This window comes from Chryseobacterium lathyri (assembly GCF_019970085.1).
Classification (GTDB): Bacteria; Bacteroidota; Bacteroidia; order Flavobacteriales; family Weeksellaceae; genus Chryseobacterium; species Chryseobacterium lathyri.
Genome location: NZ_JAHXYG010000001.1, coordinates 1 through 23,874, shown reverse-complemented (window position 1 = coordinate 23,874; position 23,874 = coordinate 1). Strand labels below are relative to the sequence as shown.

Below are 23,874 nucleotides of genomic sequence, written 5' to 3'. Positions count from 1 at the left end.
AAGTTAAATTTCGAGCTAAACCCTACGCTCTAAAGGACTTGATATCTTTAAAAATGCCCTCAGGAACGCATGTTAAACACATCTAAATATTAAATTAAACCGTTTTAACAAAATGTATATAATAAAAAAGCTTTACTTTTGCAAAAAATTTTTTTAGAATGTCGAAAAATTTAGTAATCGTAGAGTCCCCGGCAAAAGCAAAAACTATTCAGAAATATTTAGGGAAGGATTTCGAAGTGAAATCGAGTTTCGGACACATCCGTGACCTTCCGAAAAAAGGTATGGGAATAGATCTTGCCACCTTCAGTCCTGATTACGAAGTTTCGGCTGACAAAAAGAAACTGGTAACAGAATTAAAGGCTGCCGTAAAGAAAGCCGAAATGGTATGGCTGGCTTCCGATGAAGACCGCGAGGGAGAAGCTATTGCATGGCACCTGGCGGACGAATTGAAACTGAAACCCGAAAACAGAAAAAGAATTGTTTTCCACGAGATTACTAAAAATGCCATTCTAAAAGCCATTGAAAATCCCAGAGATATTGATCAGAATCTTGTGAATGCCCAGCAGGCAAGAAGAGTTTTGGACAGGATCGTAGGTTTTGAAATGTCTCCGGTTCTCTGGAAAAAAGTAAAACCAGGCCTTTCTGCAGGAAGAGTACAGTCTGTGGCTGTAAGATTAATTGTAGAAAGAGAAAAAGAGATCCGTGAGTTTGTTCCGAAAGCAAGCTTCAAGCTGGATGCAATTTTCTTAAATAAAGCTGAGCAGGAAATTGCTGCAAAGCTTAAAAAAGACTTCGAAAAAGAAGAAGACGCAGAAAAATTCCTTGAAAAAGCAAAAACTACAGAATTTAAAGTCCTGAATGTTGAAACAAAACCGGGAACACGTTCTGCATCTGCACCATTTACCACTTCTACCCTGCAGCAGGAAGCCTCTTCAAGATTAGGATATAACGTAACCAATACCATGCGTCTTGCACAAAGGCTATATGAAGAAGGGTACATTACCTATATGAGAACCGACTCCGTGAACCTTTCCCAGGAAGCGATCGAAGGCGCAAAAAAGCAGATCACTTCAGAATATGGAGCTGAATATTCTTCACCAAGAAACTATACTACAAAATCAGCCTCTGCACAGGAAGCTCACGAAGCGATCCGTCCGACTGATTTTGCGGTGAAAAGTATCGGTGATGCCCAATTGAACAGATTATACCAATTAATATACAGAAGAACACTGGCTTCCCAAATGGCAAACGCTAAAATTGAGAAGACGGTGATTGAAATAGGAAACGCATCGCTGCCCCAGCATTTTGAAGCACAGGGGGAGGTGATTATTTTTGATGGTTTCCTGAAAGCTTACGGAATTGTAAAGACAGAAGACGATGATGAGGAAAACAATGAAAAACTGCTTCCTAAAGTAAATGTAGGGGAAGTTTTAAGTTATAAAAAAATAACCGCTTCAGAAAAGTTCACAAGACCAAGTGCAAGATATACGGAAGCCGGATTGGTGAAAAAGCTGGAAGAATTAGGAATTGGACGTCCGTCTACTTATGCGCCGACGATCCAGACCATTCAGAACAGAGAATATGTAGACAAAAGAGAGATAGATCCTCAAACCCGTGAAGTGGTTAAGATGTCTCTTACAAAAGATAAGATCAAAAAAGAAGTTCTTGAAGAAAAATTCGGGGGCGACAAAAATAAATTTGTACCTACAGATATTGGTGAGGTTGTTAATGATTTCCTGACAGATAATTTCAAAGAAATCCTGGACTATGGCTTCACAGCAAGAGTAGAAGAAAGCTTTGACGAAATTGCCAACGGAGATCAGAAGTGGAAAGAAATGATGACCAATTTCTATTCAAAATTCCACCCGAGAATTGAAGATGTAGAAGAAAATGCAGACAGAGCGAATGGCGACAGACTTCTTGGAGTAGATCCTAAGACCGGTAAAAATGTTCATGCAAGAATCGGAAGATTCGGAGCGATGATTCAGATCGGTGAAACGGAAGATGAAGAAAAGCCAATCTTCGCTTCACTAATGACGGGACAGAATATTGCAACCATCTCTTTAGCTGAGGCACTGGAGCTTTTCAAACTGCCATTCGAACTTAATGAATTTGAGGGTCAGGCAGTTTCTGTAGGAGTAGGAAGGTTCGGACCTTATGTGAAGTGGGGAGAGACATTTATCAGCATTCCGAAAGGTGAAGATCCTCTTTCTGTAAGCCAGGCGCGCGCAGAAGAGATCATCAACGAAAAGAAAAAAGCTGATGCGCCAATTGCTACTTATAAAGGAGATCCGGTAACCAAAGGAACAGGAAGATTCGGACCGTTCATCAAATACAAAGATATTTTTGTGAATGTTCCTAAGAAATATAACTTCGATAATCTTTCACAGAGTGACATCAATGAGTTAATTGATGCCAAGCTGGAAAAAGAAGCCAACCGATACATCCAGCAATGGGAAAAAGAAAAAATTTCTATTGAAAATGGAAGATGGGGGCCGTTCGTTAAATTCGGGAAAGCCATGTTCAAGATTCCTAAGAAAAAAGATGACACCAAATATGAGGCTGAAGAGCTGAAGGATGTATCTCTGGATGAGGTGAAAAAATGGATCACAGACCAGGATAAAAATGCCTTTGCAGAGAAAAAGAAGCCGGCAGCTAAGAAACCTACAGCAAAGAAAACAACTGCAGTAAAAAAGACAGCAGCTAAGAAGAAGTAATATTAAAATAAGTATACAAAGCCGTTAACAATATGTGTTGACGGCTTTTTTTTATTAACAAAAGTTGCCACAGCATATGAACTTGCTCTGGTTTTTTGTATGTTTGTTCAGGAAAGCAATTAGTCAATTAACCCATTCCCAAGTTTTCAGATTAAAAATATGGATTTTGAAGATTTTATCATTTCACCAAGAAATTTCAAAACAGAAAGCTGGCAGATCGGCAGCAGAATTACAAAAGATATAAAAGAAGACAGCATTGTTCTTCTCTTTGTTTCAGATTACAGAGGAGCGGGCGGTGATGCAGAGGTACAGGACTTTACAGCGGTAAGAAAAGAGTTTTATAAACTTTCGCAGCTGGATTTTGAGGTTCCTGTCGTGGATCTTGGAGATCTGGTTTCCGGAAAAACGGTTCAGGATTCCCATTATATTCTGCAGGAGGTTTTATCGGCATGTCATTACAAAAGAGCCCTTCCGGTGATTATCGGCGGATCCAATGATTTTGCTTTCTCACTCTTTTCGACATTGAATTTTCACAAGAAAAACATAAACTACACCCAAATCAGCAATATTATTTCTCTACAACAAGGGGAAACAATTAATGAGCATACTTTTTTAGGAAAAATTTTAGGTTCCAAGAATTTCTCCATCAAAAACTATCATCATCTGGGTTATCAGAAGCATCTGAACGAAGCAGATTCAGTAAGACTGATCAAAGACGTTGAGTTTGATATCATCCGCCTTGCTGAAATGATGAATTCCACCGAAAAAACTGAGCCTTTCTTCAGGAAAACCGATTTGGTAACCTTAAACTGCGATGCTGTTGAAAGCTTCAGCGAACCGTTTTCTATGAACCCTCAGGTAAACGGGTTGAACCGAAGAGAGATCTGTGCCTACATGAAAGAAATAGGTTTGAGTGAGAATTTAAAATCTGTAGGAATTTTTAATTATAATATTTATTCTGAAAGTCAGCTGAATCACCAGCTCCTGGCACAGATGATCTGGTACCTGATCGAGGGAATCAATATTCAGAGGTCTCATCCCAAAGAAAGGCATTATGAACTGTTCTATGTTTTGATTGACGATAACCAATATGCTTTCAAACGGGATACTTTCAGCAATCTATGGTATTTCGGAGAAGATGAAAATATTGAAAACTGTATTCCATGTTCCAAAAAAGATTTTGAAGAAGCAAAAAGAGGAACGCTTAATCCCAGGCTGACTTTTTAAGTATACACAAGATGAAAAAAAAATTAGTAGCAAGCATTGTTCTGTTAACCGGACTCGTCAGTTTCATTTATTTTTGGAATAAATACGCTTATGCGGGTGAGGAAAACTATTTTTCTTCCAATACAAAACCGGAAAACGGACTTCAGATCGGCATTATTGGAGATAGCTGGGTGGTAAGGCAAAACCTGGATTCACTTTTACAGAAAAAGCTTTTGGATCAAGGAATCCATTCAGAAATTTATTCATCGGGAAATCCGGGTGCCAAAACCAAACGAATCTATGAGAACCTTTTTAAAGAAGAGAGTGAAGAGTTTTCTTCTAAAAAAGTGATTGAGAAAAAGCCTGATTACTGTATCATAATTGCCGGAGTTAATGATGCAGCAACATATGTAGGGCCGGATTTTTATACCCATCACATGTTGATGATCATTACAACACTCCTGCATTATAATATCAAGCCGGTTGTTGTTTCCCTTCCGGAATTTGGAGCCGAAGAAAATTTTAAAAATAAAAATATACTAAGCAGCCTCAGTAACAGAAGTGCTGAATTGGTTTTAAATGGGGGCGACCAATTTAAAATCCCGGATTACAGGAATGCTTTGCTGACAGAATTAAAGCATGACGGGCTGGATAAAAAAGTGGCCATTTTGAATTTTGATGAAGTAAGCTCTGATTATGATAAGGACAGAAGTCTGTATGCAGATCCGCTCCATTTAAACAAGCAGGGTTATCAAAAATTCAGTGAATTTTTAGCAAAAGGAATTATTAATTTAGAAAACATAAAATGAAGGTTTCAATTATAGTTCCCGTATATAATGTAGAGAATTATCTGGCAAAATGCCTGGATTCCCTCGTTAGTCAGACTCTGCAGGATATTGAGATTCTAGTCATTAATGATGGCAGCAAAGACCACTCAGGACTTGTCATTGATGAATACGCACGAAAATTCCCGGATAAAATAAAAGCTTTCGCCAAAGAGAACGGAGGCCTGAGTGATGCCAGAAACTTTGGTATTGAAAGGGCTTCGGGAGAATATATAGGTTTTGTAGACAGTGACGATTATGTCATGGAAACGATGTTTGAAGAAATGCAGCAGCTGGCAGAAAAACATCAGGCTAAAATGGTCATCTGCAATATTCAGAAAGTAGATCAGGACGGAAAAGTGACTCAGAAACTCACTCAGATTCCTAATATGTCTGAAAAAATAGAGCTTGAAGATCATTTTTCTGTTTTTTCAGACCTCAGTTATTTTGCCTGTAACAAGCTGTTTAAAAAAGAGCTGTTTGATCATAAAAGATTTAAAAAAGGAATCCATTTTGAAGATATTCAGCTGATACCGCAGCTGCTTCTGGAGTGCAAAACTTTGGCGCAGACACAGAATTTTCATTATCAGTATCTGGAGCGGACAGATTCTATTACAAAAACCCACACAGAAAAAGGGCTTGATATCCTGAAAGCCGTAAGAGAGGTGGAACAGGTATTTGAAGGATCCGGATATTCCCACAAAAGAAAAGAGCTTAAAAACTTCCAAATTTTTGAAGGGGTATATTCTTTTTTAGCTTATCTCGCTTTTGTAAAAGACAATGAAACATTTTATAAAATGGATGCTGAACTGGCGATTTTTATGAATGAAAGGAAAATAAAAATTCGAGATATATTAAACTATAATCGTTTTGGTAAGAATTATCTTTTATCTTTGCCGTTGAAAAAAAAGATATTTTATCTGTTGTTTTTTGCAGGACAAAAGAAGCTGATAAGAAAATTGTTATAACACAAATGATAAGTACAATTATTTTGATCATTACATAAAACATTGAAAGGTAGCTCTTTATGGAGTTTTTTAGTAAGTTTTATTAAGATATTGATGATGTGCTTGATAAAAAAAAATGAAGAATTTTGAATTGTTCTTAAGCGAATCAGGAATTTCTATTTTTTACGTGAAAATAGGGTTAGGTTTTCTATTCTCTTTTTTAATTACCTTTTTCTCTATTCCCACCATCATTAAGATTTCCAGAAGAAAGAATCTTATGGATGAGCCAGGGATAAGAAGTTCCCATCTCAGAAAAATTCCCAATCTTGGCGGGATAGCTATTTTTTATTCAATAGGAATCTGCGCATCCATCTTTGCGTATGAGCTTTTTGATCTGTACAAATTTTTGTTTGCCTCATTAATTATCCTTCTGTATATAGGAGTAATGGATGATATTGTTGTAATGAGAGCCTATAAGAAGCTTGTTGCCCAGATTATGGTGTCTGCATTAGCTGTAATAGGATCCGATATCAGAATCAGAAGCCTGTTCGGAATATTTGGAATCTATGAATTGAGCTATTTCATAAGTGTATTGTTCAGTATTGTTACTTTTATTATTCTCATCAATGCTTTCAATCTTATTGACGGAATAGACGGGCTTGCCGGAGGATATTCTGTGATCTGCAGTGCTCTTTTCGGAATAAGCTACTACAGGTTAGGAGAATATAATTTTCCTTTGGTGGTTTTATCAGTTATAATTATAGGTACCGTACTGGCATTTTTATATTATAATTTATCTAATTACAGGACCAATAAAATATTTATGGGAGATACGGGATCCATGCTTCTGGGTTTCCTTCTGGCATTTACTTCGATCTGTTTTATTGATATTTTCATAGACAGAGAACTTCCCAATGTGCCAAGATATCATCTGCAGTCTGCACCGGCAGTGGCGGTTGCTATTCTTATTCTGCCGATTGTGGATACCCTAAATGTAATTATTGTAAGACTCTGCAATAAAAAATCTCCTTTCGATGCAGATAAAAACCACATTCATCACAAACTGCTTAAATTAGACCTTACCCATAGACGTTCCACATTTTATATTATTGTTTACTATTTGATGATTGTAGCTGTAGCTTATTACTTAAGACACATCAATATAAATTTCCTTTTACTTATCATTATTTTATTAGGCTTTTTTGGAGCTTATCTTCCAGATCTTATCTATCATTTACGAAATAATAAGAAAATAAGAATTTAATTTTTACTTTTGCAAATAACATCCCAATATGATGAAGAACTTGAAATATTTATTTTTATTATTACCCTTTTTGATTACATCCTGCATCACCAAAAAAGATGTAAGGTATATGCAGCCCAGCGAGAGTCTTGTAATCAATGAAGAAGGACTTATTCCCTACAATATTCCTACTTACAGAATTACAAAGAATGACATTCTTAATCTCAATATTGTAACCACTCCCAAGGGAGATGCTGCACAATTTTATTCATCCCTGAATTCTTCCGGAGGAACAGGAGGTGCCAATAATTCTGCAATAGCAGGTGTTGGAGGCGTTGGGGGCTCTGGTGTTGGCGGAAATGTGAACTTTTACTTTAACGGTCTGAAAGTGGATTCTAAAGGAGATATCAATGTTTTTGGAATAGGATATGTGAAAGCAGAAGGAAGAACATTGGAAGATATTACCCAGGAGCTTCAGGAAAAAGTAAATGAAAACTTTCAGGAAGGAAAATCTGAAGTAAGACTGAACACAAACGGAATCACGTATTATATTTTGGGAGACGTAGAAACGACAGGTCTTTCCGGAGAAAAAGTAGCACACAAAAATACGCTGACTATTACAGAAGCTTTAGCTATTAATGGAGGCTTGAACAGAACGATTGACCGTACAAATATTGTTATTCACAGAAAATTGCCGGAAGGAATAAAAGTGGCAAAAATAGACCTTACCCGTGAAGATATTATGAATTCCCCGTACTATTACGTACAGAACGGTGATGAGATCTATCTGAATACAAGAGGAAAAAGCTTGAACGGATTTGGTAAAGATCCTGTACAGACTTTAACAACTGGGGTATCGGTGATTACTACAGCATTATCAATTTATCTGCTTCTTAAAAACCTTTAACCATGATTCCAGACAAAGACACCAAAATAGGGAAGAACGAACCCCAGAAGGAAAAGTACGGATCGTTTGCGTTATTTGATATCGAGCACTTTCTGAGAAGAATAGTGAAAAACTGGTACTGGTTTGTATTTATGCTGTTTATCGGCTACTTAGTCTCATGGGTATACAGTAAATATTATGCACAGAACATTTATGCATCAGACCTCTCTCTGAGCATATCCAATAATACCTCCAGTTACTTTACCCCAAGCCAGTCCATCAACTTTATCTGGGGACAGAGCGGGAATCAGGACGGAGTTTATCTGAAAAAAATGTTGTTATCCAGATCTCATAATGAGTTTCTGGTAAAGGAATTAGATCTTTTTGTGAATTATTCCACCAAAGGATTGATCAAATCAACCTACATTGACAAAACAGACTCTCCGGTGTTTCTGCAGATTGACAAAAAGCATCTTCAGCAGATTGATTATCCTATTACGCTTATTCCAAAAGGTGGAGATTCTTATGAAGTGGTTCTTCCGGAAGAGGGACAGTCTACCAATTTATATAATTACGAATTAGAAGGATTTCAATCCGTAAATGGATATAGCAGGCCTGCCAACAAGATTGTAAAGATCAACGAATGGTACAACTCCCCGAATCTAAGATTCAGGCTGCTTAAGAATACAGAGACTCCTAAAATAAAAGTTGAAAACATTATCATAAAGCTTAGTTCTGTCAATCAGAGTGTTAATGGTATTGTGTCTACAATAGGAGTGGAATTTGACAAAGAAATCGGAACCATTATGATTATCACCAAAAAAGGGTTTAATCTTAACAGTACTGTAAATTTCTTAAACAAATCTGTAGCCGAACTTCAGAAGAAAAGACTGGCAGACAAAAATATCGTCAATAAGAATACAGACGTTTATCTTCAGAATAATATAGATGATATCCGCAAAAAACTGGATTCAAGTGCAGCAGTGCTGAATTATCTGAAAACTTCTGAAAAGCTTTATAATATCAAAGACAGAGACGAAAAATCCTTAGAGGAAATAAAAAATCTTGAAGCCAAGAAAGCAGATATTGTAAGTAAAATCAGCTCACTGAATAATATTAAAAATACATTGCAGGCCCGTGATTTTGATAAAATGATCAGCACCAATGCTGCAGGTTTTGAAGATGGCTTCTTTTCGGCGTCTGTAACAGAACTCAAGGCTTTATATATGAAGAAAAGAGAAATGGCGACCATCTATAAGCCAAACTCTGAGCCTATGAAAGAAATAGACAGGCTGATTAATGAAGCAAGAATGGGTTCATCTGGTTCTTTACGAAATTATTATACGAAATATTATGATGAAATCAATAAGATAGACCGTCAGGTAGCAGAAGCCAATTCAGATCTCACTTCATATCCTGAAAAAGAAAGAAAATATCTGGATGCGGAAAGAGGATACAATATGATCGAAGCTACCTATAACAGTCTTTTGAACAGACAGAACGAGGCGCAGATGAAAGTGGCTACCAACCAGTCTGATATTACAGTAATAGACCCTGCGAAAAACTTAGGACAGGCTCCAATTGGCCCCAATGTAAAAGCAATAAAATCAGCAATCATATTTGGTTTATTGCTGATTCCATTACTGCTCATTCTAATCGGTGCGGTACTGGACAACAAGATCCGAAACATTAAAGAACTGTTAAGCGCAACAAAGATTCCGCTTCTTGGCGTTATCGGCAACAACAGCAACGAAAATATGCTTACCGTTTTGGAGCAGCCTAAATCATCGGTATCAGAGGCGTTCAGAGGAATCAGGGCAAGCATGAGATTCTTAATGGAGAACAATAACGAAGATGGTAAAGGAAAAATTATTTTAATTACTTCTTCTATTGGTGGAGAAGGAAAAACATATATTTCCATCAATCTGGCTTCAGTAGTAGGGCTAAGTGATAAAAAAACAATCCTGCTTGGGATGGACCTTAGAAAACCTAAGATATTTGGAGATTTTAAAATTGATAATAAATATGGAATCTCAAATTACCTAACAGGAGAAGTAGAAATGGAGCAGGTCATCAATAAAACTAAGATTCCGAACCTGGATGTAGTAACTTCCGGACCAATTCCTCCAAATCCGTCAGAGCTCTTAATGAGCAGCAGAAATATCAAATTCTTAGAACAGCTGAAGGAGAAATATGATTTCATTATCATCGATTCTCCACCGGTAGGTTTAGTAGCTGACTCTTATGAGCTGATGAAATATTCCGATGCTAACATTTATATAGTCCGTCACGAATACACCGAGAAATATATGCTGAAGATGATCACTGAAAAGTACCATAACGGAGAAATTAGTCATTTAGGACTTATATATAATGATTACAATAAGAAACAAGGTTACGGATATGGTTATGGATATGGTTACGGATATGGCTACGGCTATTTTGATGAAGATAAAAATTATAAGGAACCGTTATTAATAAAAATCCGAAATAAGGTCCAAACAATATTTAATAAAAAATAGCGTTTTAAACCCTCAGCAAATGGGGGTTTTTTTATATGTTCAGTATTGGTAATCTAAGGAAAAAAGAATATTTTTGGCACTTTGCCGTTTACTTTATAACAAATTATGTTTTTTTGTTTATTTTTAACTATACATTAAGAATATCATTAATATAAAAATGTTTTATATTTGCAAAAATTAAATTTTAAAATAACCATAAATCCATATTCTTTTATGAATAAAAAATTATTGTTTAGCTTTCTTGCCTTCCTTGGAGTGGTAAGTGTTAAAGCACAAAGAAACGAATTGGGAGTTCGTCTGGGTATGAGTAACCTAGTTGGGGACATAGGAAGGACCAATTATATTTTACAAAAGCCGTTGGATTTAGACAGAATGTCAGATTGGGGTTTCCCTTTCTATGGTGGTTTATTATATAGATTTAATTTTAACCCGCACCAGACCGTTAGATTGGATTTAGGATACAACCAGATCCAGTTTAGTGATAAAGCTGCGAAAGAAGAATATAGAGTGAATAGAAATTCATACGGAAAAAATAACGTATACGAAGCAAGCTTAATGTTCGAATACAACCTTTTCCCTGTCAATAATGAACAGGTAAGTATGGTGAGCCCTTATATCTTTGGAGGTATTGGTGCTTTGATGTTTGATGCCCCTAAAGCCAATCTTGTAAACGATTTTAGAAGAGATGCAGATGGAGTAGCACAGGCTCCTCTTAATGAACAAGATTTTAAAAGTACTCCGGAATATACATTAGGAAAAAAAGTAACAATGCATATCCCTTTCGGGGTAGGTTTAAAATATAAGTTTAACCATAATTGGGCTATATTTGCAGAAGCCACGTTTAGATATACACTGACGGATCAGCTTGATCATAGCCGTTTGCTTTCAAAAGATCTAACGTCCAGCTTTAATGCAGATATTTTAGATCCTGCTACCGGCGGTTCGCTGCTACAGTCAGGAAACTATTATGCGGTCTCTAAAGAAAGAGAACAAGAACTTCTTAATAAAAGAAATATAGGGGATGAAAGGTCTAAGGACTGGATGAATACTTTTAGTTTAGGGCTTACCTATTCATTCGGAAGACCTCCATGCTATTGTGATTAATTAATATGTCGTTGATTAAAGATAAAATAAATTCTCAGAATTTACCGAAACACGTCGCCATCATAATGGATGGCAATGGAAGATGGGCAAAAACGCGTGGCGAAGAAAGAACTTTCGGCCACAAGAATGCCATTAATGCAGTAAGGAATGCCATTAATGCCTGTAATGAGATTGATATACCTTATTTAACACTGTATACATTTTCTTCTGAAAACTGGAGCCGTCCTGCAGATGAAGTAAGTACACTGATGAATCTGCTGGTAGAAACCTTATTGCTGGAGGCCGAAGAGATCTTTAGTAAAGGACTCAGAATGCATGTTATAGGAAACCTGCAAAAGCTTCCTTCTCTCGTGAGAGAACAGCTTGAACGTGTGGTAGAACTCACAAAAGAAAACACAAAAGGCAATTTAGTACTGGCAATAAGCTACGGCTCACAGAACGAAATATTAGATGCCGTAAAAAACATCAGTTCCGATGTGAAAGAAGGAAAAGTTGATATTGAGAATATTGATGAAAAACTATTCGAAAATTACCTTTATACAAAAGACTTTCCTCCTGTAGACCTGCTGATCAGAACCAGCGGAGAAATAAGAATAAGCAACTTCCTTCTTTGGCAGATCGCTTATGCGGAACTACAGTTTTTAGATGTTCTATGGCCGGATTTTACAAAAGATATCTTCTTCCAGTGTATTGTTGATTACCAGAATAAAGAAAGAAGATACGGCTTAACCGGCGATCAGATAAATGCCCAATAAATTAAAGAAAAGAAAGACTCGATAAAATGAAGTTTAGACTATTACCCATCATAATGTTTGCTGCTTCGGCGCATTTTTATGGACAAGTAACTCCTCAGGACAGCACTAAAGTTAATAATGCTGTACACGCAGAAAATGAAGCAGGAACTTACACTCTTAAAGACATTGTTGTAGATGGGGTAAAAAAATATACGCCGGCACAAATCTTAAGATTTACTGGCTTAACTAAAGGAGAAGCTGTAGATATTCCGGGACAAAAAATCAGCAACGCTGTTAAAAAACTTTGGGATACCCAGTCTTTTTCAGAAGTTGAAGTTTATGTTCAGAGTATTGAAGGGCAGACCGTAATTTTGAGATTCTACCTTGAAGATCTTAAAGAACTTGGAGAAGTAAAATTCACAGGTAAAGGGATAGGTAAATCTAAAAACGAAAAACTAATAAAGGACAATAATCTAAAGCCTGGAACAAAAATCACACAAAACCTGATTTCCAGTCTTAAGACTAAGGTTCCTAAGGATTACGTGAAAAAAGGCTTTGCTGATGCTAAAATTACCATCCAGGATAAAGTGAATGCAAACGATCCGTCTATGGTAGACTGGACCATCAATGTAGAGAAGGGCAAAAGAATAAAAATTGACCATATCGAATTTGAAGGCAACCCAAGCGTTACAGATGCAAAACTTAGAAAAAAGGCATTCAAAGAAACTAAACAGAGAAGATTTGGTATCGGAGGAATCCTGAAATCTTCAAAATTTATTGAAGAAAAATATCAGGAAGATAAACAAAGCCTTATTAGCTATTATAACTCTTTAGGATATAGAGATGCTAAGATTGTTTCAGATTCCGTATGGAGAAACAAGAGAAATAATTACGAAATCAATGTAAAGCTTAACGAAGGTAAAAAGTATTATATCGGGGATGTTACATTCACCGGAAATACCGTTTACTCTACAGAATATTTACAGAGATTATTAGGATACAAAAAAGGAGATATCTACGATGCCGTAGGTTTCAATAAAAAAGTAGGAGAAGACGGAGGTAAAGAGGACGACTCGGATATCAAATCTGTGTACATGAATAACGGTTACCTTTTCTCTAGCGTAACACCGGTAGAAAAATCCGTATCAGGAGACACTGTAAACCTGGAGATCAGAATTAATGAAGGAGAACAGGCTACGTGGAATAAAGTAACATGGCAGGGGAATACAACTACCCATGACCATGTTGTGCTTAGAGCTCTAAGAACAAAACCGGGGGAGCTTTTCAAAAAGACAGAGATTAAAAGAACCTACTTCGATTTAGCCGGGATGTCCTTCTTCGATCCACAGCAGGTGGGGCAGGATATTCAGCCAAATCAGCAGGATAATACTGTAGATATCAACTGGAAACTGGTAGAGAAGGGTTCTTCTCAGGTACAGTTACAGGCAGGATATGGAGGTAACAGCTTTATCGGGACATTAGGACTTACGTTCAATAACTTCTCTTTAAAGAACTTCCTTAAATTCAAAGATTTTAAACCGGTACCTCAGGGAGACGGACAGACTTTGTCTATTCAGGCTCAGGCAGGACAGTATTTCCAAAACTATGGTATTTCATTTACAGAGCCATGGTTATTCGGAACAAGACCAACTGCCCTTTCAGTAAGTTTGAACACTTCCAGAGTAAAATATAATGACAGTAATGGGCTTGATCAAAAGCTTAATATCTTCTCCGCTTCAGTAGGTCTGAACAGATTGCTGAACTGGCCGGATGACTATTTCTCGTTATACACTGGGCTTCAGTTCCAAAAATATACCTTCAATAACTATCCTTTCCAGTTCGGAGATGCTACAGAATACTACGGTGATGCCAATAACTTAAGCCTTAACTTAGGTTTAAGCAGAAACTCTGCAGGTATTGATCCTATTTTCCCGACAATGGGTTCAAATATTGAAGTTTCCGCGAAACTGACTGCACCTTACTCATTGTTCAGCAATAAAGATTACTCTACCATGTCACCGGTTGACAAATACAAGTGGATGGAATTCTACAAGATCAAGTTCAAGGCTGATGTATATAATGAGGTTGCAGGTAAACTTGTATTGAGATCTTCCGCTGAAATGGGATTCATGGATGGTTATAATAAAAAACTTGGTGCTCCGCCATTTGAAAGATTCTATGTAGGAGGTACAGGTTTATTTGGAGGTAGATATGACGGACGTGAATTGATTCCATTGAGAGGTTATGAAAATGCTTCAACATACGGAGGAGAAGTAGATGATATTACCCAAAGAGGGGGAGGTACAATCTATAATAGATTTACATTAGAATTAAGATACCCGATCTCAATGAACCAGACGGCCAAAATCTATGCACTTACCTTTGCAGAAGGGGGTAACGTATGGAACTCCTGGAGTACATACAACCCATTCCAGCTGAAAAGATCTGTGGGAGTTGGTGTGAGAGTTTATATGGGAGCTTTTGGTTTGATCGGATTTGACTTTGCTTACGGATTTGATAAAACTGTTTCCGGAACAGAGCCATCTGGATGGAAAACACACTTCCTGATGAACCAATCATTATAATCACACATATGAAAAACTTTAAAATCATTTTCACATCTGTATTGTTCCTGCTTTTCGGACTTTCAAACGCCCAGAAAGTTGGAATTGTAGATACAGGCTATATTTTAGATAAACTACCTCAATACAAAGAAGCAGAAGCAAGATTGAATTCACAGATCGATACATGGCAGTCTGAACTTCAAAATCTGCAGTCGGAGTACGAAAGAAAAAAATCAGCATTTGAAAGTGAAAAAGTATTGTTGATCGGGGATCAGCTGAAGCTTAGAGAAAAAGAAGTAATGGATCTCGAGAAAAATATCAAAACAACTACCAGCTTACGTTTTGGAGCCAATGGTGAAATTACAAAGCTGAGAACAAACTTGGTAGTACCGTTTCAGGATCAGATCTGGACAGCTGTCAAAACAATGGCTGAGAAAAATGGATTGGGCACGGTTCTTGATAAATCGGATAACAATGTCCTTTTTCTTCTGCCAAGATATGATTACACAGAAAAAGTATTAAACATCTTATTAAAAGGATCCGCTGCATCTGATAAGAAAGAAAAAACAAGCAGCAAAAGTAAAAAGTAAATTTTTAAATTAACTTTTACTTAAATTTAAAATCTAAAAACAAATTAAATTATTTATTTTACCAATTATGAAAAAATTAAGTGTATTATTTGCCGCGGTAATAATGGTTGTATCGGTAAGTATGGCAAAAGCTCAGAAATTAGCTACTGTAGATTTAATGGGAGTTCTTAATGCAATGCCTGAAAAGAAAAAAGCAGATACCGACATAAAAGCTTTCTTAGATGCAAAACAAGCTGAAATCAAGAAAAAAGCAGATGCTGGACAGGCTAAATTAAAGCAGTACAGTGAGGAAGCTCCTAAGAAAACTGCTGAAGAAAACAAAGCTAGAGAAACAGAATTACAAAAGATTCAGGAAGAAATTGCTCAAATGCAAGAGAAGGCTCAAAAAGATCTTCAGGCTAAACAGGATGTTGCTTTCGGACCAATCGAGAAAAAACTGAATGATGCAATCGAGAAAGTGGCTAAAGCTGGTGGATATGAATTTATCATGGATGCAAACTCTTCAGCATTAGTATACAAATCTGGTGCAGATGCTACAGCTGCTGTTAAGAAAGAATTAGGAATCAACTAATAAATTAACAAAGTTTTATAAATTAACCGCCTCTTTTAAAGGCGGTTTTTTTATTTTTGCGCTATGGAAAAAGAAGTATCAACGACCGTAAAAGTAAGGTTCAGCGATTGTGATCCGATAGGACATTTGAATAATGTAAAATATTTAGACTATATGTTCAATGCCAGAGAAGATCATGTAGAAACATTTTATGGATTCACATACGAAGAATATACCAAAAAGACCGGCTGTACATGGATTGCTATTCAAAATGAGATTGCTTATTTAAAAGAAGTGAGATATAATACCCAGGTTGTGATCAGCAGCAAAACCATAGAAGTGCAGGACAGAACGGCTAAAGTGGAAATACTCATGAAAAGCCTGGATGAAAAAACAGTTCATGCTGTACTATGGGTTACGGTGATCTATTTCAATCTTAAAACAAGAAGATCAGAAATTCATCCCCAGGACATAAGAGAAACCTTTGGAAAGTTCTTTGTAGATCTTGAACAGAAAGATTTCCAGCCTAGAGTAAAATTCTTAAGATCCCAGAACGCAAAAAATTCGTAATCAGTTGGTGCTGGATAATATCCTGTTTTGTAAGCCAGATATTATAGTACACCTTAATAAAATAATAAATTACAGATGAAAAAAATAGCAGTAATAGGAAGCAATGGGCAGTTGGGGAACTGTATCAGAAAAATTGCCCCTGATTTTGAAAATACCTACGAGTTCCTATTTACAGATTCCCAGACTCTGAATATCACGAACGAAGATCAGGTTAATGATTTCTTCTACGATAATAAACCAGACTACTGTATTAACGCTTCGGCATATACCGCAGTGGACTTAGCCGAAAAGGAAAAAGATAAAGCATTTGCTGTAAATGCTGATGGAGTAGCCTATCTTGCTCAGGCCTGTGCAGATTATAAGTGTATCCTGATCCATGTTTCTACAGATTATGTGTTTGACGGAGATACAAACCTTTCCTACTCAGAAGATGATTTTACCAATCCAACCGGAATATATGGTGAGTCAAAAAGAAAGGGTGAAGAGTTAGCTCTCGAAATCAATCCAAAAACTATTATTCTGAGAACTTCTTGGCTGTATTCGGAGTTCAATAAGAATTTCGTTAAAACAATGTTGAATCTCTTTTCTCAGAAAGAAGAACTTGGGATTGTAGCGGATCAGTTTGGACAGCCTACCAATGCAAATGATCTCGCAGAAGCAATCATGAGGATTATAGAAACTCCAAACAAAACCTTTGGTATTTTTCATTTTTCAAACTATCCTGAAACCACTTGGTTTGATTTCGCTAAAAAAATTGCTGAATTTTCAAACTCTTCAGTAAAACTGAATCCTCTTACAACAGAACAGTATCCTACTCCTGCCAAAAGACCGGCAAGAAGTACAATGTCATTAGATAAGATAGAAGAAATATATAAAATAGAACTCAAGCATTGGGAAAACAGCCTTGAAGAATCTGTCAAAATATTAACACAACAATAGTATGATCAAAAACCTGGCAGTTGCCATTTCCATATTCTGTGTCCATTTGTGTCATGCCCAAAGTGTATATCTTTCAAAAGTTGAGAAAACCAACGACAATACAGATAAATTCCTGTATAAAAAAGCGGAAACTACAGTTGACGCTGAATATTTGGGAGAAATTGAAGTCCAGGGATTCTCAAGAGATGATGCAGCTGTTTTTTCCTTAATATATAAAAAAGCAAAAGAAATAGGTGCCAATACCTTTTCGTTGAAACCATTTGAAAATATAGATGGCACTCTTCAGCTCCTCAATCCAGCTAACTATAGGATGACTCTATATTATACTCCCAAAGAAAAATTGAGAGATCAGAATGGAAAGCTTTATGTCTTTGCTTCCTCAGATAAAGATCAGAAGATTAATATCAATAAGAAAGATTACCTGCTTACCCCCAGATCTTATATTACTCTGGATATCATACCAGGAGAAGTGTATACCATATCAACAAAGAAGCTTTTAGGCTCTACTATTAAAGTTCAGCCCAAAGGAAGTGATGAAAATCTATACTTTCAGGCTTCCTCGTTAAAAGTAAAATCAGATACTTCCGGAACAGGCGGTTTAAATTTGAAGTCCGGCGATATTATAGGTTTAGAAAAATCCTATGCAGAATTTTTAAGCGTTATATACGTTCAAAATAAGCAATAAGATAATATTGATAATCAAAGTAAGTGAAAATTAAACATAAGTTTAAATTTTTTCTACCTGCTTACCAGTAGCTTATGAATTTATATTACATAATTATAAATTTTATGTTAAATAAGTTTGTTTTGCGTTTGAATAAGTTGTTATCTTTGCCGCACTGAAAAACGAGAGTGTGTCAGTAGCGCAGAAGAGCTTTTAGATAAGCGATAGGTATTTAAAAAAGCTTACAGGAATCAGGAGAAAAAGCTTAGCAATATTTTAATAAATAAAAGTTGTGGGTTTTAATTTTTTTTGTATCTTTGCAGTCCGGTTAAACGGGGCGCAGGAGTGAGTACAGATTGGAGTGTTAGAAGGGGTTAAGGTTACTTAAAAAACTTTAAAATTTTCCTTTGAAACATTTGGTCGGTTAGAAATAAATAATTACTTTTGCAACCGCAAATAAGGAACAGAACGACAGAAAAGCTTCTTTATATATTGCGGAAAGAAAAAAGATCATTGACATACAATATACAACCAAGTAAGAAAAAAACTAAAGCGTAAAAAAACTTTGAGTGGGTCAGGAAAAACATACAATGGAGAGTTTGATCCTGGCTCAGGATGAACGCTAGCGGGAGGCCTAACACATGCAAGCCGAGCGGTAGAGATTCTTCGGAATCTTGAGAGCGGCGCACGGGTGCGGAACACGTGTGCAACCTGCCTTTATCAGGGGAATAGCCTTTCGAAAGGAAGATTAATGCCCCATAATATATTAAATGGCATCATTTGATATTGAAAACTCCGGTGGATAAAGATGGGCACGCGCAGGATTAGATAGTTGGTAGGGTAACGGCCTACCAAGTCAACGATCCTTAGGGGGCCTGAGAGGGTGATCCCCCACACTGGTACTGAGACACGGACCAGACTCCTACGGGAGGCAGCAGTGAGGAATATTGGACAATGGGTGAGAGCCTGATCCAGCCATCCCGCGTGAAGGACGACGGCCCTATGGGTTGTAAACTTCTTTTGTACAGGGATAAACCTTTCCACGTGTGGGAAGCTGAAGGTACTGTACGAATAAGCACCGGCTAACTCCGTGCCAGCAGCCGCGGTAATACGGAGGGTGCAAGCGTTATCCGGATTTATTGGGTTTAAAGGGTCCGTAGGCGGACTCGTAAGTCAGTGGTGAAATCTCACAGCTTAACTGTGAAACTGCCATTGATACTGCGGGTCTTGAGTGTTGTTGAAGTAGCTGGAATAAGTAGTGTAGCGGTGAAATGCATAGATATTACTTAGAACACCAATTGCGAAGGCAGGTTACTAAGCAACAACTGACGCTGATGGACGAAAGCGTGGGGAGCGAACAGGATTAGATACCCTGGTAGTCCACGCCGTAAACGATGCTAACTCGTTTTTGGTTTTTCGGAATCAGAGACTAAGCGAAAGTGATAAGTTAGCCACCTGGGGAGTACGTTCGCAAGAATGAAACTCAAAGGAATTGACGGGGGCCCGCACAAGCGGTGGATTATGTGGTTTAATTCGATGATACGCGAGGAACCTTACCAAGGCTTAAATGGGAATTGATTGGTTTAGAAATAGACCGTCCTTCGGGCAATTTTCAAGGTGCTGCATGGTTGTCGTCAGCTCGTGCCGTGAGGTGTTAGGTTAAGTCCTGCAACGAGCGCAACCCCTGTCACTAGTTGCCATCATTCAGTTGGGGACTCTAGTGAGACTGCCTACGCAAGTAGAGAGGAAGGTGGGGATGACGTCAAATCATCACGGCCCTTACGCCTTGGGCCACACACGTAATACAATGGCCGGTACAGAGGGCAGCTACACAGCGATGTGATGCAAATCTCGAAAGCCGGTCTCAGTTCGGATTGGAGTCTGCAACTCGACTCTATGAAGCTGGAATCGCTAGTAATCGCGCATCAGCCATGGCGCGGTGAATACGTTCCCGGGCCTTGTACACACCGCCCGTCAAGCCATGGAAGTCTGGGGTACCTGAAGTCGGTGACCGTAACAGGAGCTGCCTAGGGTAAAACAGGTAACTAGGGCTAAGTCGTAACAAGGTAGCCGTACCGGAAGGTGCGGCTGGAACATCTCATTTTAGAGCGTCTTTTAGACGATAAACAAAATTAGGTACTTCGGTACCATTGATTCTGCTTAAAGTAAAGCTTTAGTTTTTTATTTGGTTGCTATATAATATAAAAATACAAAACCCACTAGAAATTAGTATCAGAGGGAGAGAGAGACAAGAGGATAGAGAAAAGAAGAAAGATAAAGACGTTAGCGTCTTGGTTCTTGGTTCTTTTATCTTTAAGTCTAATGAAGTCTCGTAGCTCAGCTGGTTAGAGCGCTACACTGATAATGTAGAGGTCGGCAGTTCGAGCCTGCCCGAGACTACTAATTAAAAAGACGGGAAGATGAGAGAGCCAAGAGCCAAGACTAATCAATAAAAAGTCTTGAATCTAGCATCTTGAGTCTCTTAGTCTAACTAGAGGGGGAATTAGCTCAGCTGGCTAGAGCGCCTGCCTTGCACGCAGGAGGTCAAGGGTTCGACTCCCTTATTCTCCACAGTTTTGGAAGCTTGATTTAAAAGTTACGGATGGAGCCAAAAACAACATCTGTTCATCAAGCTGAAAGAAAGACATTAAGATCATTGACATTAACGGTAAAGACATCACAAAGAGAAAACCGAGCGCATAAAAGCGCTTGAGTAACCAAAAATAGGAAAGAAATCGTTAAGGGCGTATGGCGGATGCCTAGGCTTTCAGAGGCGAAGAAGGACGCGGTAAGCTGCGAAAAGCTGCGGGGATCGGCACACACGAATTGATCCGCAGATGTCCGAATGGGGCAACCCAATACATTGAAGATGTATTACTCTAAATTTATTTAGAGAGCAAACCCGGAGAACTGAAACATCTAAGTACCCGGAGGAAAAGAAATCGAAGAGATTCCGTAAGTAGCGGCGAGCGAAAGCGGATTAGCCCAAAAGTCTTTATATGTTTAAAAGAATGTTCTGGAAAGAACAGCCATAGAGGGTGATAGCCCCGTATTTGAAAGGCATATTTTGATGATAAATGAGTAGGGCGGGACACGTGAAATCCTGTCTGAATATGGGGGGACCATCCTCCAAGGCTAAATACTCCTGAAAGACCGATAGTGAACAAGTACTGTGAAGGAAAGGTGAAAAGCACTTCGAATAGAAGGGTGAAATAGAACCTGAAACCGTACGCCTACAAGCGGTCGGAGCCCACAAGTTGGGTGACGGCGTGCCTTTTGCATAATGAGCCTACGAGTTAATTTTACTAGCGAGGTTAAGGACTTCAGGTCCGGAGCCGGAGCGAAAGCGAGTCTGAATAGGGCGCTTAGTTAGTAGGATTAGACGCGAAACCTTGTGATCTACCCATGGGCAGGTTGAAGCTCTGGTAACACAGAGTGGAGGACCGAACCGGTTGACGTTGAAAAGTCTTCGGATGACCTGTGGGTAGGGGTGAAAGGCCAATCAAACTGGGAGATAGCTCGTACTCTCCGAAATGCATTTAGGTGCAGCGTCGATGTTAAGTTTATTAGAGGTAGAGCTACTGATTGGATGCGGGGGTTTCACCACCTACCAATTCCTGACAAACTCCGAATGCTAATAAATGTTCGTCGGCAGTGAGGGCATGGGTGCTAAGGTCCATGTCCGAGAGGGAAAGAACCCAGACCAACAGCTAAGGTCCCCAAATATATGTTAAGTTGAAGCAACGCGGTTGGACTGCATTGACAGCTAGGATGTTGGCTTGGAAGCAGCCATTCATTTAAAGAGTGCGTAACAGCTCACTAGTCGAGCGGTCCGGCATGGATAATAATCGGGCATAAACATATTACCGAAGCTATGGATTTATACCTTCTGGGTATATCTGGTAGGAGAGCATTCTGTTTGCGCCGAAGCAGTATCGTGAGGTATTGTGGAGCGGACAGAAAAGAAAATGTAGGCATAAGTAACGATAAAGGGGGCGAGAAACCCCCTCACCGAAAGACTAAGGTTTCCTCAGCCATGCTAATCAGCTGAGGGTTAGTCGGGACCTAACGCGAACCCGAAAGGGGTAGTGGATGGACAATGGGTTAATATTCCCATACTTGCTCACACTAAAAAGGGGACGGAGTGCCGTACCTGCTGGAGACTGACGGAATAGTCAAGGCCTAGCCTTCGGGCGAAGCTGCTGCAGGGAAAGTGCTTCCAAGAAAAGCCGAAGTGAAGCAACCCGTACCAAAACCGACACAGGTAGTCGAGGAGAGAATCCTAAGGTGCTCGAGTGAGTCGTGGCTAAGGAACTAGGCAAAATAGTCTCGTAACTTCGGAAGAAGAGACGCCATCAGCAATGGTGGCCGCAGTGAAGAGGCCCAGGCGACTGTTTATCAAAAACACAGGACTCTGCTAAATCGAAAGATGCTGTATAGGGTCTGACACCTGCCCGGTGCTGGAAGGTTAAGGAAGGGCGTTAGCGTAAGCGAAGCGTTTGACTGAAGCCCCAGTAAACGGCGGCCGTAACTATAACGGTCCTAAGGTAGCGAAATTCCTTGTCGGGTAAGTTCCGACCTGCACGAATGGTGTAACGATCTGGGCACTGTCTCAGCCACGAGCTCGGTGAAATTGTAGTATCGGTGAAGATGCCGATTACCCGCAATGGGACGAAAAGACCCTGTGAACCTTTACTATAACTTCGTATTGACTTTGAGTAAGTAATGTGTAGGATAGGTGGGAGGCTTTGAAGCCGGCACGCTAGTGTTGGTGGAGCCAACGTTGAAATACCACCCTTTACTTACTTGGAGCCTAACTTCTTTTAGAAGGACATTGCGTGGTGGGTAGTTTGACTGGGGTGGTCGCCTCCAAAAGAGTAACGGAGGCTTTCAAAGGTACCCTCAGCACGCTTGGTAACCGTGCGTAGAGTGTAATGGCATAAGGGTGCTTGACTGTGAGACCAACAAGTCGATCAGGTGCGAAAGCAGGACATAGTGATCCGGTGGTTCCGTATGGAAGGGCCATCGCTCATAGGATAAAAGGTACTCCGGGGATAACAGGCTAGTCTCCCCCAAGAGCTCACATCGACGGGGAGGTTCGGCACCTCGATGTCGGCTCGTCACATCCTGGGGCTGGAGAAGGTCCCAAGGGTTGGGCTGTTCGCCCATTAAAGTGGCACGCGAGCTGGGTTCAGAACGTCGTGAGACAGTTCGGTCTCTATCTATTGCGGGCGTTAGATGTTTGAGAGGGCTTGATTCTAGTACGAGAGGACCGAATTGAACAAACCTCTGGTGTATCAGTTGTACCGCCAGGTGCACCGCTGAGTAGCTACGTTTGGAAGAGATAAGCACTGAAAGCATATAAGTGCGAAACTCGCCTCAAGATGAGACATCTTTTAAGGGTCGTTGGAGATGACGACGTTGATAGGCTACAGGTGTAAAGGCAGTAATGTCATAGCCGAGTAGTACTAATTACCCGTAGATTTATAGCCTATGGTTGCTATATCAATATAATAAAATTATACAAGCCTTTTATGCGCAGTCAAGGTTTTGTCTTTGTGAACGTTTTTATCGATAAAATAGAAGTTAGATACTAGATATTAGAAGTTAGTTTTTACTAATCTCTAATCTTCTAACCCCTAACCTCTTATATAAAGCCTTTAGGGTGGTTTTAGCGGTGGGGCTCACCTGTTCCCATTCCGAACACAGAAGTTAAGCCCACCAGCGCCGATGGTACTGCGAAAGCGGGAGAGTAGGCCGCCGCCAGTTTTTATTAAAAGTCTCATACAACACAGTTTGTATGAGACTTTTTTT

Annotated in this window: 15 protein-coding genes, 2 tRNA genes and 3 rRNA genes; all 20 read left to right on the top strand. The window is 38.9% G+C overall.

Translation table 11 applies throughout. The features are described 5' to 3' along the window. Positions 1-158 precede the first annotated feature (158 nt). A complete protein-coding gene (topA, locus tag LC418_RS00100) occupies positions 159-2,717 on the top strand; it encodes a type I DNA topoisomerase (RefSeq protein WP_223557660.1) in 2,559 nt (852 codons plus the stop codon). Positions 2,718-2,876: 159 nt separating this feature from the next. Continuing rightward, positions 2,877-3,944, top strand: a complete 1,068-nt coding sequence (locus tag LC418_RS00095; protein ID WP_223557659.1) for a formimidoylglutamase — start codon at positions 2,877-2,879, stop codon at positions 3,942-3,944. An 11-nt stretch (positions 3,945-3,955) separates the two neighbouring features. Then, positions 3,956-4,732: an SGNH/GDSL hydrolase family protein gene (locus LC418_RS00090; RefSeq protein WP_223557658.1), complete on the top strand. Its 777-nt coding sequence runs from the start codon at positions 3,956-3,958 to the stop codon at positions 4,730-4,732. After that, positions 4,729-5,715, top strand: coding sequence for a glycosyltransferase family 2 protein (locus LC418_RS00085; RefSeq protein WP_223557657.1), 987 nt, complete (start codon positions 4,729-4,731; stop codon positions 5,713-5,715). Before LC418_RS00090 ends, LC418_RS00085 begins: the two co-directional genes overlap by 4 nt. Before the next feature lie 115 nt (positions 5,716-5,830). After that, positions 5,831-6,958 (top strand): glycosyltransferase family 4 protein, encoded by a 1,128-nt coding sequence (locus LC418_RS00080; protein ID WP_111958699.1) that lies wholly within the window; start codon positions 5,831-5,833, stop codon positions 6,956-6,958. Between the two features lie 28 nt (positions 6,959-6,986). Beyond that, positions 6,987-7,844, top strand: coding sequence for a polysaccharide biosynthesis/export family protein (locus LC418_RS00075; RefSeq protein ID WP_223557656.1), 858 nt, complete (start codon positions 6,987-6,989; stop codon positions 7,842-7,844). A gap of 2 nt (positions 7,845-7,846) precedes the next feature. Further along, positions 7,847-10,345, top strand: coding sequence for an exopolysaccharide transport family protein (locus LC418_RS00070; protein WP_223557655.1), 2,499 nt, complete (start codon positions 7,847-7,849; stop codon positions 10,343-10,345). A gap of 213 nt (positions 10,346-10,558) precedes the next feature. Beyond that, on the top strand, positions 10,559-11,449 hold the full coding sequence (gene porG, locus LC418_RS00065; RefSeq protein ID WP_111958705.1) for a type IX secretion system protein PorG: 891 nt from the start codon (positions 10,559-10,561) through the stop codon (positions 11,447-11,449). A 5-nt stretch (positions 11,450-11,454) separates the two neighbouring features. Continuing rightward, the gene (locus LC418_RS00060) at positions 11,455-12,204 is read left to right on the top strand and encodes an isoprenyl transferase (RefSeq protein ID WP_111958707.1); all 750 of its coding nucleotides are present in this window, start codon (positions 11,455-11,457) and stop codon (positions 12,202-12,204) included. Between the two features lie 26 nt (positions 12,205-12,230). Then, entirely contained in the window at positions 12,231-14,768 is a 2,538-nt protein-coding gene (gene bamA / locus LC418_RS00055; protein ID WP_223557654.1) for an outer membrane protein assembly factor BamA, read from the top strand. 8 nt (positions 14,769-14,776) lie between these two features. Further along, positions 14,777-15,337: an OmpH/Skp family outer membrane protein gene (locus tag LC418_RS00050; RefSeq protein WP_111958729.1), complete on the top strand. Its 561-nt coding sequence runs from the start codon at positions 14,777-14,779 to the stop codon at positions 15,335-15,337. A 67-nt stretch (positions 15,338-15,404) separates the two neighbouring features. Then, a complete protein-coding gene (locus tag LC418_RS00045) occupies positions 15,405-15,908 on the top strand; it encodes an OmpH/Skp family outer membrane protein (RefSeq protein ID WP_111958711.1) in 504 nt (167 codons plus the stop codon). A 63-nt stretch (positions 15,909-15,971) separates the two neighbouring features. Next, on the top strand, positions 15,972-16,457 hold the full coding sequence (locus LC418_RS00040) for an acyl-CoA thioesterase (protein WP_111958713.1): 486 nt from the start codon (positions 15,972-15,974) through the stop codon (positions 16,455-16,457). A 75-nt stretch (positions 16,458-16,532) separates the two neighbouring features. Next, entirely contained in the window at positions 16,533-17,396 is an 864-nt protein-coding gene (rfbD, locus tag LC418_RS00035) for a dTDP-4-dehydrorhamnose reductase (RefSeq protein WP_223557653.1), read from the top strand. A 1-nt stretch (position 17,397) separates the two neighbouring features. Further along, positions 17,398-18,081 carry a hypothetical protein gene (locus LC418_RS00030; RefSeq protein ID WP_223557652.1) on the top strand — a complete coding sequence of 228 codons (684 nt, stop codon included), beginning with the start codon at positions 17,398-17,400 and terminating at the stop codon, positions 18,079-18,081. Positions 18,082-18,647: 566 nt separating this feature from the next. Continuing rightward, a 16S ribosomal RNA gene (locus LC418_RS00025) occupies positions 18,648-20,164 on the top strand. Positions 20,165-20,386: 222 nt separating this feature from the next. Beyond that, positions 20,387-20,460, top strand: a tRNA-Ile gene (locus LC418_RS00020). A 97-nt stretch (positions 20,461-20,557) separates the two neighbouring features. Then, positions 20,558-20,631 (top strand) — tRNA-Ala (locus tag LC418_RS00015). A gap of 157 nt (positions 20,632-20,788) precedes the next feature. After that, positions 20,789-23,552 (top strand): 23S ribosomal RNA (locus LC418_RS00010). 169 nt (positions 23,553-23,721) lie between these two features. Then, positions 23,722-23,829 (top strand): 5S ribosomal RNA (gene rrf / locus LC418_RS00005). Together the 16S, 23S and 5S rRNA genes with 2 tRNA genes alongside form the textbook arrangement of a ribosomal RNA operon. Positions 23,830-23,874 lie beyond the last annotated feature (45 nt).